An 18,981-nucleotide genomic window follows, 5' to 3' on the forward strand; every position below is an offset into this window, starting at 1 on the left:
GATGCGGTCAGATGCGGTCGTTCACTTCGTCAGGAGGCTCCTGCGCTCCACGGTTTCCCCCAGCAGGTACTCGTCGGCCGTGCCGGACCTGGACATGCGCTGCCACTTGAGGCGGTTGCCGAGCATGGCGGTCACCACCGACTGGATGATGACCAGATACAGCAACTGCCTGTAGACGAACAGCTGGAGCGGCAGCGTCCACAGCTCGCGCATCCGCTCGTGGTCCAGCCGCAGGGCGTAGGCGGCCGTGACCATCTGGATCACCATGAAGCCGAGCCAGACACCGACCGCCTGTGCCGGGTCGCGGAAGAAGATGCCGTACAGGAAGAAGACGTCCACGACCGGCGCGAACAGCGGCAGTGCCACCTGGAAGAGAGTCAGATAGCTCAGGCCCCTCCGGCCGAAGCGCCCGGCCGGGCCGACCTCCAGCACGGCGCGGCGGTGCTTCCACATCGACTGGAGCGTGCCGTAGCACCAGCGGTACCGCTGCCGCCACAACTGCTTGAGGCTTCCCGGCACTTCGGTCCAGGCGATGGCCGACTCCTCGTAGACCACGCGCCATCCGGCCCGCCACAGAGCCATCGTCAGGTCGGTGTCCTCGGCCAGGGTGTCGTCGCTGACGCCCCCGACTCCCATCAGCGCATCCCGGCGGAAGGCACCGATGGCGCCCGGGACGGTCGGCATGCACTCCAGGACCTCGAACATCCGGCGGTCCAGGTTGAACCCGAAGACGTACTCCAGGTGCTGCCATCTGCCCAGCAGCCTGGTCCTGTTGCCCACCTTGGTGTTGCCGCTCACCGCGCCGATCGCCGGATGGGCGAGCGGCTGGATGAGGCGGTGGAGGGCGTCGGGCTCGAAGACGGTGTCCGCGTCGACCATCACGACGATGCCGTGACGCGCGTAGCCCAGGCCGGTGTTGAGCGCCCCCGGCTTGCCGGCGTTGGGCTGCCGCACGACCGTGACGCGCGGGTCGCGGATGCCCTCGGCGATCTGCGCAGTCCGGTCCGTCGACCCGTCGTCGATGACGATGACCTGGAGGTAGGGATGGGTGGAGGCAAGGAGCGAACGGACGGTGGACTCGATCCCGGCCTCCTCGTTGTGCGCGGGGACCAGGACCGTCACAGGCTCGTTCACCTCCCGCAGCCACGGCGAGCCCGGACGGTAACGCTGCAGGCGCCTCATGTGGACGCGGGCGAACATCACCAGCAGCAGCAGCCGCAGCACGCCGAGGCCCCCGGCGATGGCGAGCGCCCAGGCCATGGCGGTCGTGAAGAAGCTGCCCAGGGTCCGCGCCCATATCAGTCCCTCACCCCGCAGCCGGTCGGCCGCGGACACCGACGTCATCGCTGACTGCTGTCCCAGCCCCCCTGTGACGGTAGTGAACTTCTTGACGTTCCGGTTGCGCAGCAGTTGCTCAGCCTCGTGATAACCGAGGTCGGTGTGGCTGTACTGCCGTATCACTCCCTGGGACGGCTTGCGGGACTGCCGGTCCGTGGCGACGAGGAGATAGCCCTGCTCGGCGCTGCGCTGTGCTGCCGTCCACTCCTTGCCGCACATCGTGTCCGCGGCCTTGGTGTGCGGGAGGCGCAGCAGGCCCGTGTTGACGCCGGCGCTTCCGGCCAGCGCGGTCTGCGTGAGCGAGAGCTCCATCTGCGAGCGGAGGGGCGAGGCCACGCCCAGGTCGCCGCCCGTGTAGGTGTACGAACCGATCTCGTGCCCCTCGGCGCGGATGCGGCGCACCAGTGCGGGGTGGCGTGTGGCCTGCGATCCGTAGACGAAGAACGTGGCCTTGGCGTTGTGGCTGCGCAGCAGGTCGAGGATGCGCGGTGTCCACCGGGGGTCCGGACCGCCGTTGAAGGTGAGCGCGGCCGTGCGGGCCGGCATGGCCGCGGTCTCGACCTTCGTCCCGGACAGCCGCAGTACCGGATCCCCGGTGTCGGCGGCTCGCGGTATCGGCGTGGCGCACGGGGCCTTGGTGCGTGCGGAGTCGACCTCGTGGTTCGTCCAGCCCTCGAAGAGCAGGGCAGCCGACACCACGGGCAGGAAGAGCAGAAGCAGCAACCAGTGCCCGCGTGGGTCCCGGCGCAGCGCGTGCCGGCTCACCTGGTCGCGCCGCCGGGACGGGCCGGAGAAGTATCAGGCGTGGGGGTGGTCTCAGGGGGGTTGTTGCCGTTGTAGGGGGTGGGGGGTGTGGACTTCTGACCGGACCCGCTCGGGGCCGAAGTGCCGTCGGGGGAGGAGGGGTTGTGGGGGGAGGGGGAGGTCGAGCGGGCCGGGAACTGCGCACCCGCCGGTACATCGGAATCGTCCTGTGAGGAACTCGGCAGCGGTTCGTTCATGCGCGGGGGGTGGTCCGCGGCAGGCTGCATGCCACCCAGCACAGCTACGAAGAGAGCCATGTACCCCGTGCAGGCGGTCCCGACGGTCACTGCCGCGTATCTGACGAGTCGTCTACGCCTGTTTGAACTGGCAATGAATATCGGGTGATGCGCGTCTGCACGCCTCCGTCGGCTGTTGTTCATGGATCGCATGGGGCGTGAGTGTAGCCAGCCGGGAACGCGAGCGACGCGGAAAGATTCAGTAATCCACCTGTGAACTTTGTCGCCCTCGCCAGGGGCCGGTCGAGCAGCCTTCGGAATCTCATGGTCACCACTCCAGATCGGATGGCCGGTCAACCCCCCGGTTCCCCTGAAGCCATCATGCCGCTCCACGGTGGCCGTGTGTCCGGGCTTTGCCCGGAAGGCTTGTCCTCACCGCACGGGACGAGCAAGGACAGGTGGCGTGGAATTCCGCCCCGGCACGGTGGTCCGCCCGTGCCGACCTGGCTCCTGCGTGCGTGCACGGCCCCGCGCGAAGCGCGGCGAGGAAGACGGAAAGCCCTGGTCGGAGCGCTCGGCGTAACCCGTTGTACGTGCCGTCGGCCGAGGCAGGACGACGTTGTGGCAGCGGCGGAGGCGCACACGGAGACCTTGCCGTTCCGTCCTTTTCGGGGCGACTCGTCAGGTGGCTGCCGCGACGCGAATCGGCCGTTCGGCAGCCGGAGATCGGCTGGATCCGCTCGATGTCTACCGGTCGGTCACCCTCACCATATACAGCTGCGGCTCCGCGTCGAATTCCGCAGCGAACTTGTGAATTCAAGGCCTGACCGCCCTTGTGTAAATGGGCAATTGTTTCCGCTCATTCACCGACCAATTGCGTGTGGCTTCACGAAGAGGAATATACCTCTGAAACGAGACATTCGGCCCGCCCGGTTCTCCCGGCCGCTGGACGGGGTGACGTTGAACACCGTGTGAAGATCCTGTGTGCACAGACCTGTCTACGAGCCGGCCCGCGGGTGCGCTTCCGGCTGAAGCGTCAGGGCCCGCCCGGGGGCGAATCCGGCGTCAACGGCCATGGGAACAGCGCCGGCTGACGGCACGGGGGACCGAGGAGTTCTCCGCCGTCGCATCGGAGCCGTCAACTGCCGCGGGCCGGAGGGGACATGGACGGTGGAGGGCTCTGCACCGGCCGCCGCGCCGCCGGGCGTTCCAGGAAGCCGCCCTGTCAGCGGCGCGAGACCCGCGGCCGTGTGCTCGCTCGTACGGGCGGCGGTCTGCGCGCCACCGCCCGGTGCACCGCTCCGGACAGCCGTCCGGGACCGCGGATGACGACCGGCCCCGGTCCCTCGGTCCGGACGGGCGGCGTCCTGGACGGCCCGGCCCGCTCTCCGGCGCTGTCGGCCGCGAGCAGGGCGAGCCCCCAGGCGGTGACGCCTCCGGCCGTCAGCGCACCGGCAGCCCCGGGAGCTCCGAACCGGAACCCCTCGTCGAGCATCACGATGCCCACCGCGGCCGCGAAGGCCGGATTGGCGACCGTCGTCGTCGCCAGCGGCGTGGCCAGCCCTCCTCCCCGGTAGGAGGACTGTGAAGCGGTCAGACCGACCGCGGCGAGAACGCCGATGAGGACCAGCAGCGGCGCGGTGGACAACAGACCGGGCAGGGAGAGGCTCCAGCCGCCCGCGACCGTCTTGACGAACACCGACGCCGCCCCGTATGCCACGCCCGCCGCGGTCGCGAGCGTGACGGACCGCAGCGTCCGGGCCCGCCGCCCGGCGGTCGTCGCGGTCAGCAGAAGCAGGCCGAGCAGGCAGGTCACCGCCACCGCCAGGACCGTCTGCCCCGCACCACCGAGCCCGTGCGCGGGTGTCGGACCCGTCAGGACGAGCAGGACCGCCAGGCCGCCCGAGACGATGACGATGCCGTGCCACGCCGAGGCGCTCACCGGCCTCCTGACGAGCAGGGCAGCCAGCGGAGCCGCCAGCACCAGAGTGAGGACGCCGAGCGGCTGTACGACGGTGAGAGGGCCCAGGCTCAACGCGCCCACGTGCAGAACCGCGCCCAGGCTGTTCAGCGCGACCGCCCCCCACCACCGGGGCGCGCGAAGCAGCCCGTACCGGCTGGGCGGTGTGGTTGCCGCGATGCGTTCCTGCACGATGGCCGCCGTGGCGTAGCAGACGGCCGAGACCAGCGACAGCAGCACCGCCGCCGGGAGGGCGTTCACGGACGATCCAGGCGGAATGACCACATCCGGTTCATGTCGTCAACGATGCCCCGTCTCGGGCACCCTGTCCTCGTCCGGCGGGTGAGTCCTGCCGTACGGCCTCAGGAGTACACCCGCCCTCGCGTGTGCACCGCACGTCTTACGCACGGCCGCACTGGCTCAGCCGGACGAGACCCCGCCGGACGAGGCACCCTCGTTCGGGGTGAGAACGCCGGTGGCGACGAGCGCGAAAATGACGATCCCCAGCACCACGCGGTAGATGACGAAAGGCATGAAGCTGCGGGTGGAGATGTAACTCATGAACCAGGCGATCACCGCGTAGGCAACCGCGAAGGCGAGGAGCGTCGCGAAGACGGTCGGTCCCCACGAGACGTGCCCTTCGCCGATCTCCGCCAGCTCCAGGCAGCCGGAGGCCATCACGGCCGGGATCGCGAGCAGGAAGGAGTAGCGGGCGGCGGCCTCGCGGGTGTAGCCCATGAAGAGCCCGCCGCTGATGGTGGCGCCGGACCTCGAGACGCCGGGGACCAGTGCCAGAGCCTGGGCGCAGCCGTAGAGGAGGCCGTCCTTGACGTTCAGCTCCTCGATCGTCTTGCGCGGCCGGGCCCTCTTGCCCTTGCCCGAACGTCCGCCGTGGGCAGCGAGCCTGTCGGCGATGCCGAGGACGATACCGAGGACGATCAGAGTCGTGGCGATCAGCCGCAGATCCCGGAAGGGGCCCTCGATCTGGTCCTTGAACAGCAGCCCCAGCACACCGATCGGGATGGAGCCGATGATCACGAGCCAGCCCAGTTCGGCGTCGTGGTCACGCCTCATGCTGCGGTCGACCAGAGAACGGGACCAAGCGGAGACGATGCGCCAGATGTCCTTGCGGAAGTAGATGATCACTGCCGCCTCGGTGCCGATCTGGGTGACGGCGGTGAATGCGGCTCCCGGGTCCTGCCAGCCGGCGAAGGCCGCGGTGAGGCGGAGGTGGGCGCTCGATGAGATCGGAAGGAACTCGGTCAGTCCCTGGACGAGTCCGAGAATGAACGCTTCGAACCAAGACATCTGCTCTGACCCGTCCTCGCCGCGGCAATGATCACGCGGAGCAGACTACAGCCACACGGATGACGGCCGACGGCGGGGTGACGAGCTCTCAGGGACGTGTGGAGCCGTGCCGTTGCAGGGTCTTCGCCGTACATTGCGGGGCCTCACGGCCGAGCACGTCACGCTTGCGCCAGGCCAGCACGGCGCCCCCGAGACCGGAGAGCGCGATGAAGCCGAAGGCGGCGAGGAAGACGGGCGAGGTGGGTGCCGCCGCGTGACTGCCCGCGACCACATAGGCGACGGTGTTGGGGACAACGCCCAGCGCAGTCGCGGTGAGGAAGGCAGCCCATCCCATGCGGGAGACGGCCGCACCGTAGTTGGAGGCCGCGAAGGGAATGCCCGGCAGAAGCCGGATCACCAGCATCGAACGGAATCCGTGCCGGCTCAGCTGCCGGTCGACTGCGGTCAGCCAGCGCGCCCGCAGCAGCGGACGGAGCGCGTCCTGTCCGAGTACGCGGCCGAGGCCGAATGCGAGGCCCGAGCCGACGACCGTGCCTGCCACGGCGGCGACCGTGCCTGCCTGAGTGCCGAAGAGGGCGCCCGCGGCGACGTTGAGGACGGGACGGGGGACGAAGGCGGCGGTGCACAGCCCGTAGGCCACGGTGAAGAGGAAGCCCGCGAGGCCGCCGGAGAGATGTGCGGGCAGGCCGTTGGTGACGAACCGCTGCGGCTCGTACACCAGCATCGATATGCCCGCGGCGCAGAGCAGCACCAGCAGTGCCGCGAGCCGGTACCTCGGGGAGAGCAGCGTCTGTGCCAGCCGGCCGGGGAGACCGTCTGAGTGCTGCGGGGAGGGGACGGACACGCGGCGAGCGTAACCGACGAATGTGACCGTCCGCCGGGCGAGATGAACATCGCTTCTCCCCGGAACGGTCACTTCCACCATCCCGTGACGCCCGTGAGGGGAGCAGCCCCACCCCTCTCAACGGGGCGTCACCGGTCCACGGCGGAAGGGACCGCGAGGCCGTGCGCACGTGAGAAAAATCAGTCGACGTACGGCCGTTGGGGCGCAACCATCAGGTCATGTTCCGGCAGACCCTCCCCATGGCACGGCCCGCGGCAGCGGGCGTGCTCAGGGCTGCCGCGCTCCCGTTCTCCTCTGCGTCGCGGCTCACCGCCGCCGCCCCCTCAGCCACCGACGCCGCCCTGGCCGCCGCCGCTTCGGCCGCCGGCGGCGCCCGACGCTGACCCTTCCCGGATCGCACCGAGGACCCCGCAGGGGGAGGGTCGGCAGGCCCGAGGGGTCCCGGCTCCCACCGCGCTACCCAGGCGCGCAGCAGACGAGGAAGAACATGGCCAAGCAGGCATACGTGCGCACCAAGCCGCATCTGAACATCGGCACCATGGGCCACGTCGACCACGGCAAGACGACGCTCACCGCCGCCATCACCAAGGTCCTCAGCGACCGGGGCACCGGCGCGTTCGTGCCGTACGACCGCATCGACAAGGCGCCCGAAGAGGCGGCCCGCGGCATCACCATCACCATCGCGCACGTCGAGTACGAGACCGGGACGAGGCACTACGCGCACGTCGACATGCCCGGTCACGCGGACTTCATCAAGAACATGGTGACCGGCGCCGCGCAGCTGGACGGCGCGATCCTGGTCGTCTCCGCCGTCGACGGCGTGATGCCGCAGACGGCCGAACACGTGCTGCTGGCGCGGCAGGTCGGCGTCGAGCACATCGTCGTCGCACTGAACAAGGCCGACGCGGGAGAGGAGGAGTTGACCGAGCTGGTCGAGCTGGAGGTCCGCGAGCTGCTGACCGCCCACGGCTACGCCGGCGAGACCCTTCCTGTCGTGCGGGTCTCCGGGCTGCGTGCGCTGGAGGGCGACCCGCGCTGGACGGCGGCGATCGAGGCACTGCTGGACGCCGTGGACACCTACGTCCCCGACCCGGAGCGCCACCTGACGGCGCCGTTCCTGCTGCCGGTGGAGAACGTGCTGACGATCACCGGACGCGGAACCGTCGTCACCGGTGCGGTCGAGCGCGGCACGGTGCGCGTCGGCGACAAGGTGGCGGTGCTCGGAGCGGACATCGAGACCGTCGTGACCGGCGTGGAGACCTTCGGCAAACCCATGGAGGAGGCCCGGGCAGGGGACAGCGTCGCGCTCCTGCTGCGCGGCGTGCCCCGGGACGCGGTGCGCCGCGGGCACATCGTCGCCGTCCCCGGGAGCCTCAGTCCGCGACGGCGGTTCACGGCGCGCGTGCGTCTTCTCCCCACTCGGGACGGAGGGCGGCGCACCCCTGTGCACAGCGGCTACCTGCCGCAGTTCTACCTCCGGACCGCTGACGTCGTCGGTGAAGTCACCCTCGGTGCGGACGGTGTCGTGCTGCCCGGTGAGACCGTGACGCTCGACGTCGAGCTGGGCCACGAGGTCCCGCTGGAGCCGGGCCTCGGTTTCGCGGTACGCGAGGGCGGGCGCACCGTCGGTGCGGGAACGGTCACGAGCGTCGGCGACGAGTGAACGGGACGGGGGCCGGTCCCGGCCCCGGGCCCGCGTGAGCGCGGCCCGGACCTGCGGGGGGGAGACTCCCCCGGGTCCGGGCCGCGCCACAATGGCAGGGTGGACGACGAGCCGATACCCGTGACACGTGCCGTTCAGGGCGGCACCGCGAAGCTGCTGCCCGACATCGACCACGAGGGCGGCTGGCTGCTCACGGTCGACGGCGCACCCCAGTCCTACGTGGATCTTCGGGACCCGATGCATCTGGAGTTCGAATACGCGCGCCGCGTCGCACACGTCCTGGATCTGGCCGAACCCCGCCAAAGCACCCTGGACGCCGTGCACCTGGGCGGCGGCGCCCTCACCCTTCCCCGGTACGTGGCCGCGACCCGCCCCGGATCGCGGCAGCGCGTGGCCGACATCGACGCGGCGCTGCTCGCCTTCGTGGAGGAGTACCTGCCGCTGCCCCCCGACGCCGGAATCTCCGTGGCGGCGCAGGACGCGCGCGCCTTCCTCGACGGGTCACCTGCGGCGTCGGCGGACGTGGTGACAGCCGACGTCTACGGGGGAGTGCACGTGCCGGCGCATCTGACCACGGTCTCCTATGCGCGTGCCATAGGCCGCGTACTGCGGGCGGACGGGATCTGCGTCGTCAACGTGGCCGACACCGCGCCCTTCCGCTTCGCCGGCTCCCAAGTCGCCACGTTCCGCACGGTCTTCGAGCACATCTGTCTCGTCGCCGAGCCCTCCGTGCTGCGCGGGCGGCGCTTCGGCAACGTCGTGCTCGTCGCCTCGCACGAGCCCTTCCCCGTGGATGAGCTCGCCCGCAGAACGGCCGCGGACGTCTTCCCCGCAAGGGTCGAACACGGAGCGGGCCTGGAGCGCCTCACCGGCGGAGCCGTACCCGTCGAGGACGGCGACGCGGCGCCCTCGCCGGAGCCTCCCGGCGGCGCCTTCACCATCGGCTGAGGACTGCCGGGCGGAGGAAGGAGGGGCACACCCTGGCCAGAAGTGGTTACTGGATGGTAACTTGCGGCCATGTCCTCCACAGAGTCCCTTCCGTCCATCGGTCAGATGATGGCGGACACCGTCCCGATGGTCCGCACCCTCGGCCTCGAGTTCTCCGAGACGAGCGCCGAGCGGGCGGTCGTGTCACTGCCCGACCGGAGCGCCTGGCACAACCACGTCGGCGGCCCGCACGCCGGTGCCATGTTCACGCTCGCCGAGTCGGCCAGCGGTGCGATCGTGCTCGCCGCCTTCGGCGACCAGCTCTCGCGGGCGGTGCCGCTGGCCGTGCGGGCCGAGATCGGCTACAAGAAGCTGGCCATGGGGCCGGTGACCGCCACCGCCGAACTGGGCAGGACCGTCGCGGACGTGGTGGCCGAACTGGACGCGGGGCAGCGGCCCGAGTTCCCCGTGGAAGTCACGATCGCCCGCGAGGACGGCGCCGTCACGGGGGAGATGACGATCATCTGGACGCTCCGGCCGCACGGCTGACCGGCTTCGGAGCGCCCGCCTCCGCTCCACGGCCGTGACCTGCGGCGCACTCCCGCGGCGCCGTCCCGCCTTTCCCGGCATCGAGTAGGCTGCCCGCACGCGCGCCCGGGACGTATCCGGGTGCGCGCGCGGGACGCGGCCGAAGAGGGCCTCCCGTGACCATCACCGGCGGGAGGACAGCCAGTTGCACGTCCAGGAGTGGCTCGAGACCGTGCCGGCCGTGAGCGTCTACCTCCTCGTCGGGGTGATCATCGGCCTGGAAAGCCTGGGCATTCCGCTCCCGGGTGAGATCGTCCTCGTCAGCTCCGCGCTCCTCGCCTCTCAGCACGGCGAGATCGACCCCGTCGTTCTCGGCGCCTGCGCCACCACCGGCGCGATCATCGGCGACTCCATCGGCTACGCCATCGGACGCAAGGGCGGCAAGCCGTTGCTGGCATGGCTCGGCACGAAGTTCCCACGGCACTTCGGCCCGCACCATGTGGCCAGTGCCGAGCGTGCCTTCGAGCGGTGGGGGGTGTGGGCGGTCTTCTTCGGCCGCTTCGTCGCGCTGCTGCGCATCTTCGCCGGGCCGCTCGCCGGAGTCCTGCGGATGCCCTACTGGAAGTTCCTCGCGGCAAACGTGCTCGGCGGCATCGTCTGGGCGGGGGGCACGACAGCCGTCGTCTACTACGTCGGCATCGTCGCCGAAGCCTGGCTCAAGCGTTTCTCCTGGATGGGCCTGGTGATCGCCGTGATGTTCGGCATCGGTTCGATGATCGTCATGCGGCGTCGCGCCCGCAGGGCCGACGCCGAACATGCCACCGCGGCCGTGGCGGCGGGCGAAGCGCAGGATGCCGGCGAGGACCGCGCAGGTTCAGGAGCCGTCCGCACCGGCGACTGACGCCGGGAGGTCAGTCCTGCACGGGCGAGAACTCGTCCCGGTGGCCACGGGCCAGGTGCCGGTAGGCGGCGGCGTTGGCCTTGATCCCCTCGTGCTCCTCGGACGTCAGCTCCCGCTTGATCTTCGCCGGCACGCCCGCCACCAGCGACCCCGGCGGCACCTGCATGCCCTGCGGCACGAGTGCGTGTGCCGCGACCAGTGAACCCGCGCCGATGACGGCGCCGTTGAGGACGGTCGCGCTCATGCCGACGAGGACGTCGTCCTCCACCGTGCAGCCGTGCAGCACCGCGTTGTGGCCCACCGAGACGCCCGCGCCGATGTGCGTGGGAAAGCCGGGGTCGGCGTGGACCGTGCAGTTGTCCTGGATGTTGGAGCCCTCGCCGAGCGTGATCGCCTCGCAGTCCCCTCGCATCACCGCGCCGTACCAGAGGCTGGACCCCGGGCCCATGGTCACGGCGCCCACGACCACGGACGTCGGTGCGGTGTAGGTGTCCTCGTCGAGCTTGGGTTCCCTGCCGCTCACACCCGCGATCACCGCTCGCTGCTGCGTCATCGTCGTCTCCGCTCACTCCCCGGCCGGCGGACACCGGCCCCTCCTTGAACCGTATGTGATGGGTGGGCGGAAGATCACAGGGGCCTGTGGGCCCAGCGCAGGCCCCGCCCGGCTACCGTGACGGCGTGCGATCCATCCGGAACTCCTTCGCCTCGCTCGCATCGCGGGCGGTGCACGGGATATGGCGCCGGGCGCAGTACGCCGGCGCCATCACAGCGGAGCGTCCGGGCCCCTACGCATTCCGCCGCATCGGGACCGGCACCAGGCTCGCTTTCCCGCAGGGCACGGTCTTCGGCACGCCCTGGATAGAGATCGGCGACCACTGTGTGATCGGGCAGGAGGTCACTCTCGCCGCCGGGATGCTGCCGGAACTGGAGCTCGGCCCGGACCCGGTCCTCACCATCGGCAACGGAGTGGTCCTCGGCCGCGGCAGTCACGTCATCGCCGACGTCCAGGGGTCCGTGACCTTCGGCGACGACGTCTTCTGCGGCCCGTACGTCTATGTCACCTCGACCAACCACTCCTACGACGACCCGCACGAACCCGTCGGCAAGCAGTGGCCGCGCAGCGCCGCCGTCGAGATCGGCAGCGGCAGCTGGCTCGGCGCCGGTGCCGTGATTCTGCCGGGAGCGCGGCTGGGCCGGAACGTGGTCGTCGCGGCGGGCGCGGTCGTACGGGGCGAGATCCCCGGTCACGCCGTGGTCGCGGGCGCTCCCGCGCGGATCGTGCGCCGCTGGGAGGGTGAGCGGGGCTGGCAGCCGCCGCTGCGCACCCCCGCGCCCGTGCCGGTGCCGGAGGGCGTGACGCCTCAGCAGCTGCTCGCGGCGGCCGAACTGGCCGCGTGCGAGGAGGAATAACCTTCGCGACCGGCTTCGCGACCGGCTTCGCGACGGTGGCGCGGCTGCCCGGGCCGGGCGGCGTACGGAGCGTCAGGTGGACGCCAGCAGCACCGTGCCGACCAGGGCCAGACCCGCCCCGGCGGTCTGCACCGCCCGCAGCCTCTCCCGCAGTACGCCCCGGGCCGCGAGCGCGGTGACCACGGGGTAGAGCGACGCCAGCACCGCAGCCGTCGTGACGGGCCCGTACGACGTCGCGAGCATGTAGGTGCCGTTGGCCGCGACGTCCGCGAGGCCGACGAAGGCCAGCGCGGGCAGGGCGACGGTCAGGGCCCGGCGTCCCCCCTCGGCGGGCAGCGCGGGCCTTCCCCGCCTGACCTGCACGTACAGGGCGGCACCTCCGACGGCGACGTTGCACACGCGCTGTACGAACAGCGCGAGGAAGAGCCCGGCCATGGTGCCGGTGCCGGCGTGCTCGATCAGCGCCATCACCGCGCCGAAGCCCAGCGCCGAGACGAGGGTGAGCGCGATCGTCCGTCGCTGCACCGGTGCGCCCCGCAGCTCCGGACCGCCCGCCAGGACCACGCCGGTGATCGCGACGCCGATTCCCGCGGCCTGGACCCAGCCCGGCCGTTCGCCCAGTGCCAGGCCCGCCCCGACCGGAACGACGACGGCGAGGGAGGCCAGCGGCGAGACCACGCCCATGGGCCCCTGGGAGAGCGCCTTGTAGAAGGCGAGCATGGCCACCGGACCCACCAGTCCCGCGGCCGCCGCGAACCACAGCTGCCCGCCCCACTCGCTCCAGCCCCCGGTGGCGATCACGACCGCACCGAGGACCGCGGCAGCCAGCGCCTGGGAGACCACCACGACCGTCAGCGCGGACATACGCCTGGTGAGCAGCCCGCCACCGAAGTCGGCGAGCCCCCACATCAGGCTGGTGACCAGGGCCAGGGCGGCGGTCATGAGACACCTCGCAGTACAGTGGCGTGAACAAGCAAGTACAACTCAGCGTAGTTTAACAGACTGAACTCTGGCATCCATAATATTGGACGGTGTACGGAGCCCGTGACGGACCTCGACCACCTCACGCAGTCCCTGGCCCGCAATCTCAAGCGCCACCGCCAGGAGCGCGGATACACCCTCGACGCCCTCGCGGCCCGCGCCGGCGTGAGCCGGGGGATGCTCATCCAGATCGAGCAGGGCCGCACGAACCCCAGCGTCGGCACGGTCGTCAAGGTGGGCGACGCCCTCGGCGTGAGCATCACCACCCTGCTCGACTTCGACCAGGAACCGCAGGTGCGCCTCGTCCCCGCGGAACAGGCGGTGCGGCTGTGGTCCACGCAGGCGGGGAGCCACAGCACCCTGCTGGCGGGCACCGAGGCCCCCGGCCCGCTGGAGCTGTGGTCGTGGCGGCTCATGCCGGGCGAGGGAAGCAGTTCCGACCCGCACCCCGCCGGCACCACCGAGCTGGTGCACGTACGCGAGGGGCTGCTCACCCTGAGCGTCGAGGGAAGGGACCACGAGGTGCCCGCCGGGACCTCCGCGTCCTTCGAGGCGAACGTGCCGCACGGCTACCGCAACGAGGGCGGGGAACCGGTCGAGATGACCATGGCCATCTCCGTCCCGGCACCGCGCTGACCGCAACTCCCGCGGTCCGCGGGGGTGTTAGCGTGCCGCACATGCGCGCACCCGTCGGCAACTTCGAATCGGCCGCCCCCGCCTGGACGGTCGAGCACTTCACCGGCCCGGCGGCGGACGCCGTGCGTGGCTGGAAGGGCGGTGTGCCGCGCGACCGGCTGCTCTACGTCGACACCGACCCCGAGAAGGCCGACACGGCCGCATTCATCGAGAACTACGGTGAGGACCTCCACGGCACGTCCGCCAACTGCGTCGTCGTCGCCGCGAAGCGCGGCGGCGGGCGCACGCTCGCTGCGTGCGTGGTGCTCTCCGCGACGCGCGTCGACGTCAACGGCGCGGTGCGGCGTCAACTGGAAGCACGCAAGGCGTCGTTCGCACCGATGGAGACCGCCGTCGAGGAGACCGGGATGGAGTACGGCGGCATCACGCCGATCGGGCTTCCCGAAGGCTGGCCCGTCCTCGTCGACGCGGCGGTCACCGGTCTGCCGTGGACGCTGATCGGCAGCGGACGCCGGCGGGGCAAGCTCATCGTTCCGGGCGAGGCGCTGGCCGAACTGCCGGGCGCCGTCGTCCTCGAGGGCCTGGGCGTCTGAGCAGACGCCGCCGTGGCCGCCGCCCATCTCGCCGCCGCCTCCCTAAGGCGGCTGAGCCGTCCTCAGCCGCGCCGCGACAGGTCGATGGAGAGCGCGATGGAGTGCTCGCCGAATCCCATGGAGCGGTACAGATGTTCCGCGTCCGTGCTCGCGTGGAGGTCGACCCGGGTCACGCCCCGCTCGGCGAACCAGTCCAGGAGCGCTTCGGTGGTCGCCCGCGCGTAGCCGCGTCCCCTGTAGCGCTCGTCGGTGCAGACGTTGAAGATGAAGCCGAACCGGCCCGCGGGATGCCTCGGGGCAGGCAGTCGCTCCTCGACGCTGCCCACCGAGCACGCAGCGAGATGCCGCGGGCCCGGCTGGTCCCCGTCCACCACGAAGGCGCCGAGCCGTTCACCGCCCGGCAGTTCCCGGTCCAGCAGGCGGCGGGCCGTTCGCACCGCGTCCCGCTCCCACGGGCCCGGCTCGTCCCGCCCGTGCATCCCGAGGAACATCAGCCGCCGCAGGCGCACCAGTTCACGGGCGTCGTCAGGGCGGGCCGTCCGCACCCCCGTCACGACCGCGCACCCCGAAGGTGCGCAGGGAGGCGGGTCATGCGAGCTTCGGGATCTCGATCGCCGGACAGCGGTCCATCACCATCTCCAGGCCGGCGGACCGCGTGCGCTCGTAGGCGTCCTCGTCGATCACGCCGAGCTGGAACCAGACGGCCTTCGCGCCGATGTCCACGGCCGAGTCCGCGACCTCACCGGCGAGTTCGGAGTTGACGAAGACGTCCACGACGTCGACGGGGAACGGGATGGCTGCCAGCGTCCCGTAGCCCTGCTCTCCGTGGACCGTCTCCGCCTTCGGGTGCACCGGCACCACGCGCTTGCCGAAGCGCTGCAGGACACCGGCGACGCCGTACGCCGCGCGCGCCCGGTTCGTGGACAGGCCGACCACGGCCCAGGTGTCGCCCGACTCCGTCAGGATTCTGCGTACGGTCTCAGCGTCTGCGTACATGACGTGTCCAACGATCAGTGCCGGTCCGTCCATTCCCGGCCGGCGGGTGCATTCCCGGTCCGTGCATCCCCGGCCCGTCCACTACCGGGGCGGGCTCGGCGGGCTCGCACGTAGGGTGCGCGTATGCAGGAGCAGTACGTCACCGTGGCCGGTGAGGGCGCGCACGAGACCGAGGTCAGCCGCTCGCGCTTCGTGTGCCGGCTGGCTCCCGCCGACACCGAGGAGGAGGCGAAGGCCTTCGTCGCGCGGGTGCGCGCGGAACACCCGGGGGCCGGCCACCACTGCTGGGCCTACGTCATCGGTGCGGACGGCGGTGTGCAGAAGTCCGACGACGACGGGGAGCCGGGCGGCACTGCCGGCCTGCCGATGCTCCAGATGCTCACGCGCCGGGGCATCCGCTGCGCGGTCGCGGTGGTCGTCCGCTACTTCGGTGGCACGAAGCTCGGCGCGGGCGGCCTGATCCGCGCGTATGGCGGTGCCGTCGGGGAGGCACTGGACGCCGTCGGCACCCGCGTCCGGCAGCGCTACCGGCTGGTGACCGTCACGACCGACCACCAGCGTGCCGGGAGACTGGAGAACGACCTGCGCTCCGGCGGCCGGCCGGTGCGCGAGGTCACCTACGGAGCCGAGGTGACCATCGAGCTGGGACTCCCGGCGGCGGAAGTGGAGGCCTTCCGCGACTGGCTCGCCGACAGCACCGCCGGCACGGCCCGCCTGACGGTCGGCGGCGAGGCATACGGGAGTCTCTGACTCCTCCGCGGGCCTCCGGCCTCCCGGCCGTGCCGGCGCTCCGGCCGTCCCCCGCCGCCGCGGCGGTGCCGGTCTCGCGTCCGTGCGGCCCGCGAACGATCTTTTGCGGCCGGTGGACACCGGACATAACGTGACGACTGCGAAGTGTCTCCGTCCCGCAAGCCGTGGAGCCGAGAGGTCCGCAGATGCCCCCCAGACCGCCCGGCCCTTCCCCCGGCGGTCCCGGCGCGGGGCCGGCCTCGGGCGCCGACGAGCAGAGCCGCACACCCCACCGCTGGTGGGCGCTGACGGTGATCGCTCTGGCCCAGCTGATGGTCGTCCTGGACGCGACGATCGTGAACATCGCCCTCCCCTCCGCGCAGCGGGACCTCCGCTTCTCCAACGACGGGCGGCAGTGGGTCATCACCGCCTACACCCTGGCCTTCGGCAGCCTGCTCCTGCTCGGCGGCCGGCTGTCCGACCTGATCGGGCGCCGCAGGACCTTCGTGACGGGACTCGTCGGATTCGGTGCCGCGTCCGCTCTGGGCGGCGCCGCAAGCAGCTTCGCGGCCCTTGTCGGTGCCCGTGCACTGCAGGGTGTGTTCGGGGCGCTGCTCGCCCCGGCCGCGTTGTCCCTGCTGACGACCACGTTCACCGAGCCGCGCGAACGCTCGCGTGCGTTCGGTGTCTTCGGTGCCATCGCGGGTTCCGGGGCGGCGATCGGGCTGCTGCTGGGCGGGCTGCTCACCGAGCATCTGAGCTGGCGGTGGACGCTGTACGTCAACGTCCTCATCGCCGTCGTCGGTGTGGTCTGCGGACTGGCGATCCTGCCGCCGCACCGGTCCACCGTCCGCCCACGGCTGGATCTGCCGGGGGCCGCACTGGTCGGCGGGGGACTCTTCTGCCTGATCCACGGCTTCTCCAGCGCCGCCACGGACGGCTGGGGCGCCTGGCGGTGCTGGGCGTCGCTCACCGTCGCCGTCACGCTCCTTGCCTGCTTCGTTGTCCACGAGTCGCGGGCCCGGAACCCTCTGCTGCCACCGCGTGTCGTGCGCGACCGCAACCGGGCGGCGTCCTTCATCAGCATCTTCGTCGCGGGTGCGGGGATGTTCGGCGTCTTCCTCCTCCTCACGTACTACTTGCAGAGGACGCTCGGTTACTCGCCCGTCAGAACCGGCCTGGCCTTCCTGCCGATGGTCCTCGCCCTGGTCGCCACCGCGCAGCTCTCCACGAACGTACTGATCCCGCGCATCGGGCCGAAGCCGGTGGTGCCCACGGGAATGGGGTGCGCCGCAGCGGCCCTGGCCTGGCTCACGACGCTGAGCCTGCACAGCAGTTACGCGGCGCATGTCCTTCCGCCCCTGCTGGTGCTCGGTGTGGGGCTGGGCCTGGTCATGCCGTCCGCGATCAGCCTGGCCACCCTGGGCGTCGTCAAGCGGGACCAGGGCGTCGCCTCCGCCACCGTCAACACGATGCAGCAAGTGGGCGGTTCGGTCGGCACCGCGCTGTTCAACACCATGGCCTCCCAGGCCCTGAGCCACTACCTGCGCTCCCGTCCGCGCGCCCCGGACCTGGTCGCACGGGCCAACGTCCACAGCTACGCGATCGGCTACTGGTGGGCCGCGGGATTCTTCGCCGCGGGGCTGATCGTGACGGGGCTGCTCTACCAGCGGGGACGGCCGCAGGACCTGGCGGCCGGCCGGACGACGGGAGAGGAGGGCGGTACCGGGAGCTGACGAGCCGTCCGCTCCCGTCGCTGCCGAGCCGCCCGGGGCCCCGCGCCGCCCGCGCCGCACGGTCGTCACCGGGGGTCGCGGCGGCATCGGGACCACCCGTACCGGTCCCCGGATTCCCACCCGTCTTCGGTCTTGTCAGCCGTCAGCCGTCAGCCGTCAGCCGTCAGCCGTCAGCCGGGCCGCCGCGCACAGGCACGGTCCCGGCCACGCTCCCGATCAGGCCCTGCGGCCGGACATGGGGGCACCCGCCCCTTACCCTCTCCTGAAGCGCCCGACGGGACACCGGCGGGGACCGCGGGCCGAACGCCAACGGTCCGTCGCCGCCCGCCGCGTCCTGCGCGCGCCCGCACCGGCACGCACGAACGACGGCGAGGCAGGCAGGCATGGCTCAGCAAGCGGCAACCCCCGAGGGCGAGTTCGGCGGACGGACCGCCGTCGTGACAGGCGGCGCGTCCGGCATCGGCCTCGCCGTGGCCACGGAACTGGCGCGGCGGGGCGCCCAGGTGTGCGTTCTGGACCCGGCCTGCGACGCGCTGCCCGCGCAACTGCAGGGCCTTCCCTGCGACGTCGCCGACCGCGCCTCCGTGAACGCCGCGTTCACGAAGGTCGGGGAACGCTTCGGACGTCTTCACGTGCTGGTGAACAACGCCGGCATCGGAGCCCAGGGCACCGTCGAGGACAACGACGACGAGGAGTGGCACCGCGTCCTCGACGTCAACGTGACCGGCATGGCCCGGTCCAGCGCCGCGGCACTTCCGCTGCTGCGCCGCGCGGCCGCGGCGGGGGACGGCGGGCGCCCGGGCGGCGCTGCGATCGTCAACACCTGTTCCGTGGCGGCCACGGCCGGACTTCCGCAGCGGGCCCTGTACTCCGCCAGCAAGGGCGCAGTCCTCGCCCTCACACGTGCGATGGCCGCCGACCACATCCGCGAGGGCATCCGCGTCAACTGCGTCAACCCGGGTACGGCAGACACCCCGTGGATCGGCAGGCTGCTCGACTCCGCTCCCGACCCCGTCGCCGAACGGGCCGCGCTGGAGGCGCGGCAGCCCATGGGGCGGCTCGTCTCCGCGGCCGAGGTCGCCGCCGCCGTGTGCTATCTGGCAGGCCCGTCGGCAGGTGCCACCACCGGCACCGAACTCGCCGTGGACGGTGGCATGCAGGGCCTGCGGCTGCGCCCCACCGCAAGCTGAGCATTCCCGGCACGGAACCGCTGCCGGCGCCCTTGCGAGCGTCAACTCCGGCGGCGGGCCAATGCGTCCGGCGCCGCGGCGGCCGCCTTGGGTTGGTCGGCGCCGTGCGCCTCGCCTGCCGCAGGCGAGGCCATGCCGCGTCAGATCCGCGGCGCCGGAGGCCGGTTGGAGAGCCATGGCGACTCTCGGGAGGCGAACGTCCGCACCCCGCCGGCCGATTCCCGCATTGTCACTCCCGGCTGGTAGACCAGTCCGTGTCGA

19 protein-coding genes are annotated in these 18,981 nt (G+C 71.5%); 11 read left to right on the forward strand and 8 right to left on the reverse strand.

The window, feature by feature from the left end:
- Window positions 1-21: 21 nt before the first annotated feature.
- The 4 genes from H180DRAFT_RS27790 to H180DRAFT_RS27805 all read right to left on the reverse strand — a co-directional run bounded on the left by H180DRAFT_RS27790 (window position 22) and on the right by H180DRAFT_RS27805 (window position 6,430).
- Entirely contained in the window at window positions 22-2,103 is a 2,082-nt protein-coding gene (locus H180DRAFT_RS27790) for a bifunctional polysaccharide deacetylase/glycosyltransferase family 2 protein (protein ID WP_055488917.1), read from the reverse strand.
- A gap of 1,440 nt (window positions 2,104-3,543) precedes the next feature.
- Entirely contained in the window at window positions 3,544-4,539 is a 996-nt protein-coding gene (locus H180DRAFT_RS27795; RefSeq protein ID WP_055488918.1) for a DMT family transporter, read from the reverse strand.
- Window positions 4,540-4,698: 159 nt separating this feature from the next.
- Window positions 4,699-5,586 carry an undecaprenyl-diphosphate phosphatase gene (locus H180DRAFT_RS27800; protein ID WP_055488919.1) on the reverse strand — a complete coding sequence of 296 codons (888 nt, stop codon included), beginning with the start codon at window positions 5,584-5,586 and terminating at the stop codon, window positions 4,699-4,701.
- An 88-nt stretch (window positions 5,587-5,674) separates the two neighbouring features.
- The gene (locus H180DRAFT_RS27805) at window positions 5,675-6,430 is read right to left on the reverse strand and encodes a TVP38/TMEM64 family protein (RefSeq protein WP_055488920.1); all 756 of its coding nucleotides are present in this window, start codon (window positions 6,428-6,430) and stop codon (window positions 5,675-5,677) included.
- Between the two features lie 218 nt (window positions 6,431-6,648).
- On the opposite strand from H180DRAFT_RS27805, the gene H180DRAFT_RS30015 reads away from it, so the two are divergent.
- The 5 genes from H180DRAFT_RS30015 to H180DRAFT_RS27830 all read left to right on the forward strand — a co-directional run bounded on the left by H180DRAFT_RS30015 (window position 6,649) and on the right by H180DRAFT_RS27830 (window position 10,449).
- A complete protein-coding gene (locus tag H180DRAFT_RS30015; RefSeq protein WP_159033610.1) occupies window positions 6,649-6,813 on the forward strand; it encodes a hypothetical protein in 165 nt (54 codons plus the stop codon).
- A gap of 104 nt (window positions 6,814-6,917) precedes the next feature.
- Window positions 6,918-8,093: an elongation factor Tu gene (gene tuf, locus H180DRAFT_RS27815; RefSeq protein WP_055488922.1), complete on the forward strand. Its 1,176-nt coding sequence runs from the start codon at window positions 6,918-6,920 to the stop codon at window positions 8,091-8,093.
- Between the two features lie 99 nt (window positions 8,094-8,192).
- A complete protein-coding gene (locus H180DRAFT_RS27820; RefSeq protein ID WP_055488923.1) occupies window positions 8,193-9,041 on the forward strand; it encodes a spermidine synthase in 849 nt (282 codons plus the stop codon).
- A 69-nt stretch (window positions 9,042-9,110) separates the two neighbouring features.
- Complete coding sequence (locus H180DRAFT_RS27825) at window positions 9,111-9,569, forward strand: DUF4442 domain-containing protein (protein ID WP_055488924.1); 459 nt, start codon at window positions 9,111-9,113, stop codon at window positions 9,567-9,569.
- Window positions 9,570-9,753: 184 nt separating this feature from the next.
- Window positions 9,754-10,449 carry a DedA family protein gene (locus tag H180DRAFT_RS27830; protein WP_055488925.1) on the forward strand — a complete coding sequence of 232 codons (696 nt, stop codon included), beginning with the start codon at window positions 9,754-9,756 and terminating at the stop codon, window positions 10,447-10,449.
- Between the two features lie 10 nt (window positions 10,450-10,459).
- On the opposite strand, the gene H180DRAFT_RS27835 is transcribed toward H180DRAFT_RS27830, so the two are convergent.
- Window positions 10,460-11,002: a gamma carbonic anhydrase family protein gene (locus H180DRAFT_RS27835; protein WP_055488926.1), complete on the reverse strand. Its 543-nt coding sequence runs from the start codon at window positions 11,000-11,002 to the stop codon at window positions 10,460-10,462.
- A gap of 134 nt (window positions 11,003-11,136) precedes the next feature.
- On the opposite strand from H180DRAFT_RS27835, the gene H180DRAFT_RS27840 reads away from it, so the two are divergent.
- On the forward strand, window positions 11,137-11,859 hold the full coding sequence (locus H180DRAFT_RS27840) for an acyltransferase (protein ID WP_254666218.1): 723 nt from the start codon (window positions 11,137-11,139) through the stop codon (window positions 11,857-11,859).
- 72 nt (window positions 11,860-11,931) lie between these two features.
- Here H180DRAFT_RS27840 and H180DRAFT_RS27845 read toward each other — a convergent pair whose 3' ends face one another.
- Window positions 11,932-12,801 (reverse strand): DMT family transporter, encoded by an 870-nt coding sequence (locus tag H180DRAFT_RS27845; protein WP_055488927.1) that lies wholly within the window; start codon window positions 12,799-12,801, stop codon window positions 11,932-11,934.
- A 102-nt stretch (window positions 12,802-12,903) separates the two neighbouring features.
- On the opposite strand from H180DRAFT_RS27845, the gene H180DRAFT_RS27850 reads away from it, so the two are divergent.
- Together H180DRAFT_RS27850 and H180DRAFT_RS27855 are read left to right on the forward strand one after the other, a co-directional pair.
- Window positions 12,904-13,476 (forward strand): helix-turn-helix domain-containing protein, encoded by a 573-nt coding sequence (locus H180DRAFT_RS27850; protein ID WP_055488928.1) that lies wholly within the window; start codon window positions 12,904-12,906, stop codon window positions 13,474-13,476.
- Between the two features lie 41 nt (window positions 13,477-13,517).
- A complete protein-coding gene (locus H180DRAFT_RS27855) occupies window positions 13,518-14,069 on the forward strand; it encodes a YbaK/EbsC family protein (protein ID WP_055488929.1) in 552 nt (183 codons plus the stop codon).
- 62 nt (window positions 14,070-14,131) lie between these two features.
- On the opposite strand, the gene H180DRAFT_RS27860 is transcribed toward H180DRAFT_RS27855, so the two are convergent.
- Window positions 14,132-14,623 (reverse strand): GNAT family N-acetyltransferase, encoded by a 492-nt coding sequence (locus H180DRAFT_RS27860; protein ID WP_055488930.1) that lies wholly within the window; start codon window positions 14,621-14,623, stop codon window positions 14,132-14,134.
- A 34-nt stretch (window positions 14,624-14,657) separates the two neighbouring features.
- Entirely contained in the window at window positions 14,658-15,065 is a 408-nt protein-coding gene (locus tag H180DRAFT_RS27865; protein ID WP_055488945.1) for a CoA-binding protein, read from the reverse strand.
- Window positions 15,066-15,188: 123 nt separating this feature from the next.
- Here H180DRAFT_RS27865 and H180DRAFT_RS27870 point away from each other — a divergent pair, with 123 nt between their 5' ends.
- From H180DRAFT_RS27870 to H180DRAFT_RS27880, 3 genes are all read left to right on the forward strand, one after another.
- Window positions 15,189-15,815: a YigZ family protein gene (locus H180DRAFT_RS27870; protein ID WP_055488931.1), complete on the forward strand. Its 627-nt coding sequence runs from the start codon at window positions 15,189-15,191 to the stop codon at window positions 15,813-15,815.
- A gap of 185 nt (window positions 15,816-16,000) precedes the next feature.
- Window positions 16,001-17,530: a DHA2 family efflux MFS transporter permease subunit gene (locus tag H180DRAFT_RS27875; RefSeq protein WP_055488932.1), complete on the forward strand. Its 1,530-nt coding sequence runs from the start codon at window positions 16,001-16,003 to the stop codon at window positions 17,528-17,530.
- 383 nt (window positions 17,531-17,913) lie between these two features.
- Window positions 17,914-18,720: an SDR family NAD(P)-dependent oxidoreductase gene (locus H180DRAFT_RS27880; protein ID WP_055488933.1), complete on the forward strand. Its 807-nt coding sequence runs from the start codon at window positions 17,914-17,916 to the stop codon at window positions 18,718-18,720.
- Window positions 18,721-18,981: the final 261 nt, after the last annotated feature.

Origin of the sequence: Streptomyces sp. WMMB 322 (assembly GCF_900090145.1) — a bacterium.
In the GTDB taxonomy this organism is placed as follows: domain Bacteria; phylum Actinomycetota; class Actinomycetes; order Streptomycetales; family Streptomycetaceae; genus Streptomyces.

Excerpts from the sequence above, each read along its gene's own strand:
- H180DRAFT_RS27800 (WP_055488919.1), bottom strand. The coding sequence starts at position 5,586 with ATGTCTTGGTTCGAAGCGTTCATTCTCGGACTCGTCCAGGGACTGACC.
- H180DRAFT_RS30015 (WP_159033610.1), top strand. The coding sequence starts at position 6,649 with ATGTTCCGGCAGACCCTCCCCATGGCACGGCCCGCGGCAGCGGGCGTG.
- tuf (WP_055488922.1), top strand. The coding sequence starts at position 6,918 with ATGGCCAAGCAGGCATACGTGCGCACCAAGCCGCATCTGAACATCGGC.
- H180DRAFT_RS27825 (WP_055488924.1), top strand. The coding sequence starts at position 9,111 with ATGTCCTCCACAGAGTCCCTTCCGTCCATCGGTCAGATGATGGCGGAC.
- H180DRAFT_RS27835 (WP_055488926.1), bottom strand. The coding sequence starts at position 11,002 with ATGACGCAGCAGCGAGCGGTGATCGCGGGTGTGAGCGGCAGGGAACCC.
- H180DRAFT_RS27845 (WP_055488927.1), bottom strand. The coding sequence starts at position 12,801 with ATGACCGCCGCCCTGGCCCTGGTCACCAGCCTGATGTGGGGGCTCGCC.
- H180DRAFT_RS27855 (WP_055488929.1), top strand. The coding sequence starts at position 13,518 with ATGCGCGCACCCGTCGGCAACTTCGAATCGGCCGCCCCCGCCTGGACG.
- H180DRAFT_RS27865 (WP_055488945.1), bottom strand. The coding sequence starts at position 15,065 with ATGTACGCAGACGCTGAGACCGTACGCAGAATCCTGACGGAGTCGGGC.
- H180DRAFT_RS27870 (WP_055488931.1), top strand. The coding sequence starts at position 15,189 with ATGCAGGAGCAGTACGTCACCGTGGCCGGTGAGGGCGCGCACGAGACC.
- H180DRAFT_RS27875 (WP_055488932.1), top strand. The coding sequence starts at position 16,001 with ATGCCCCCCAGACCGCCCGGCCCTTCCCCCGGCGGTCCCGGCGCGGGG.
- H180DRAFT_RS27880 (WP_055488933.1), top strand. The coding sequence starts at position 17,914 with ATGGCTCAGCAAGCGGCAACCCCCGAGGGCGAGTTCGGCGGACGGACC.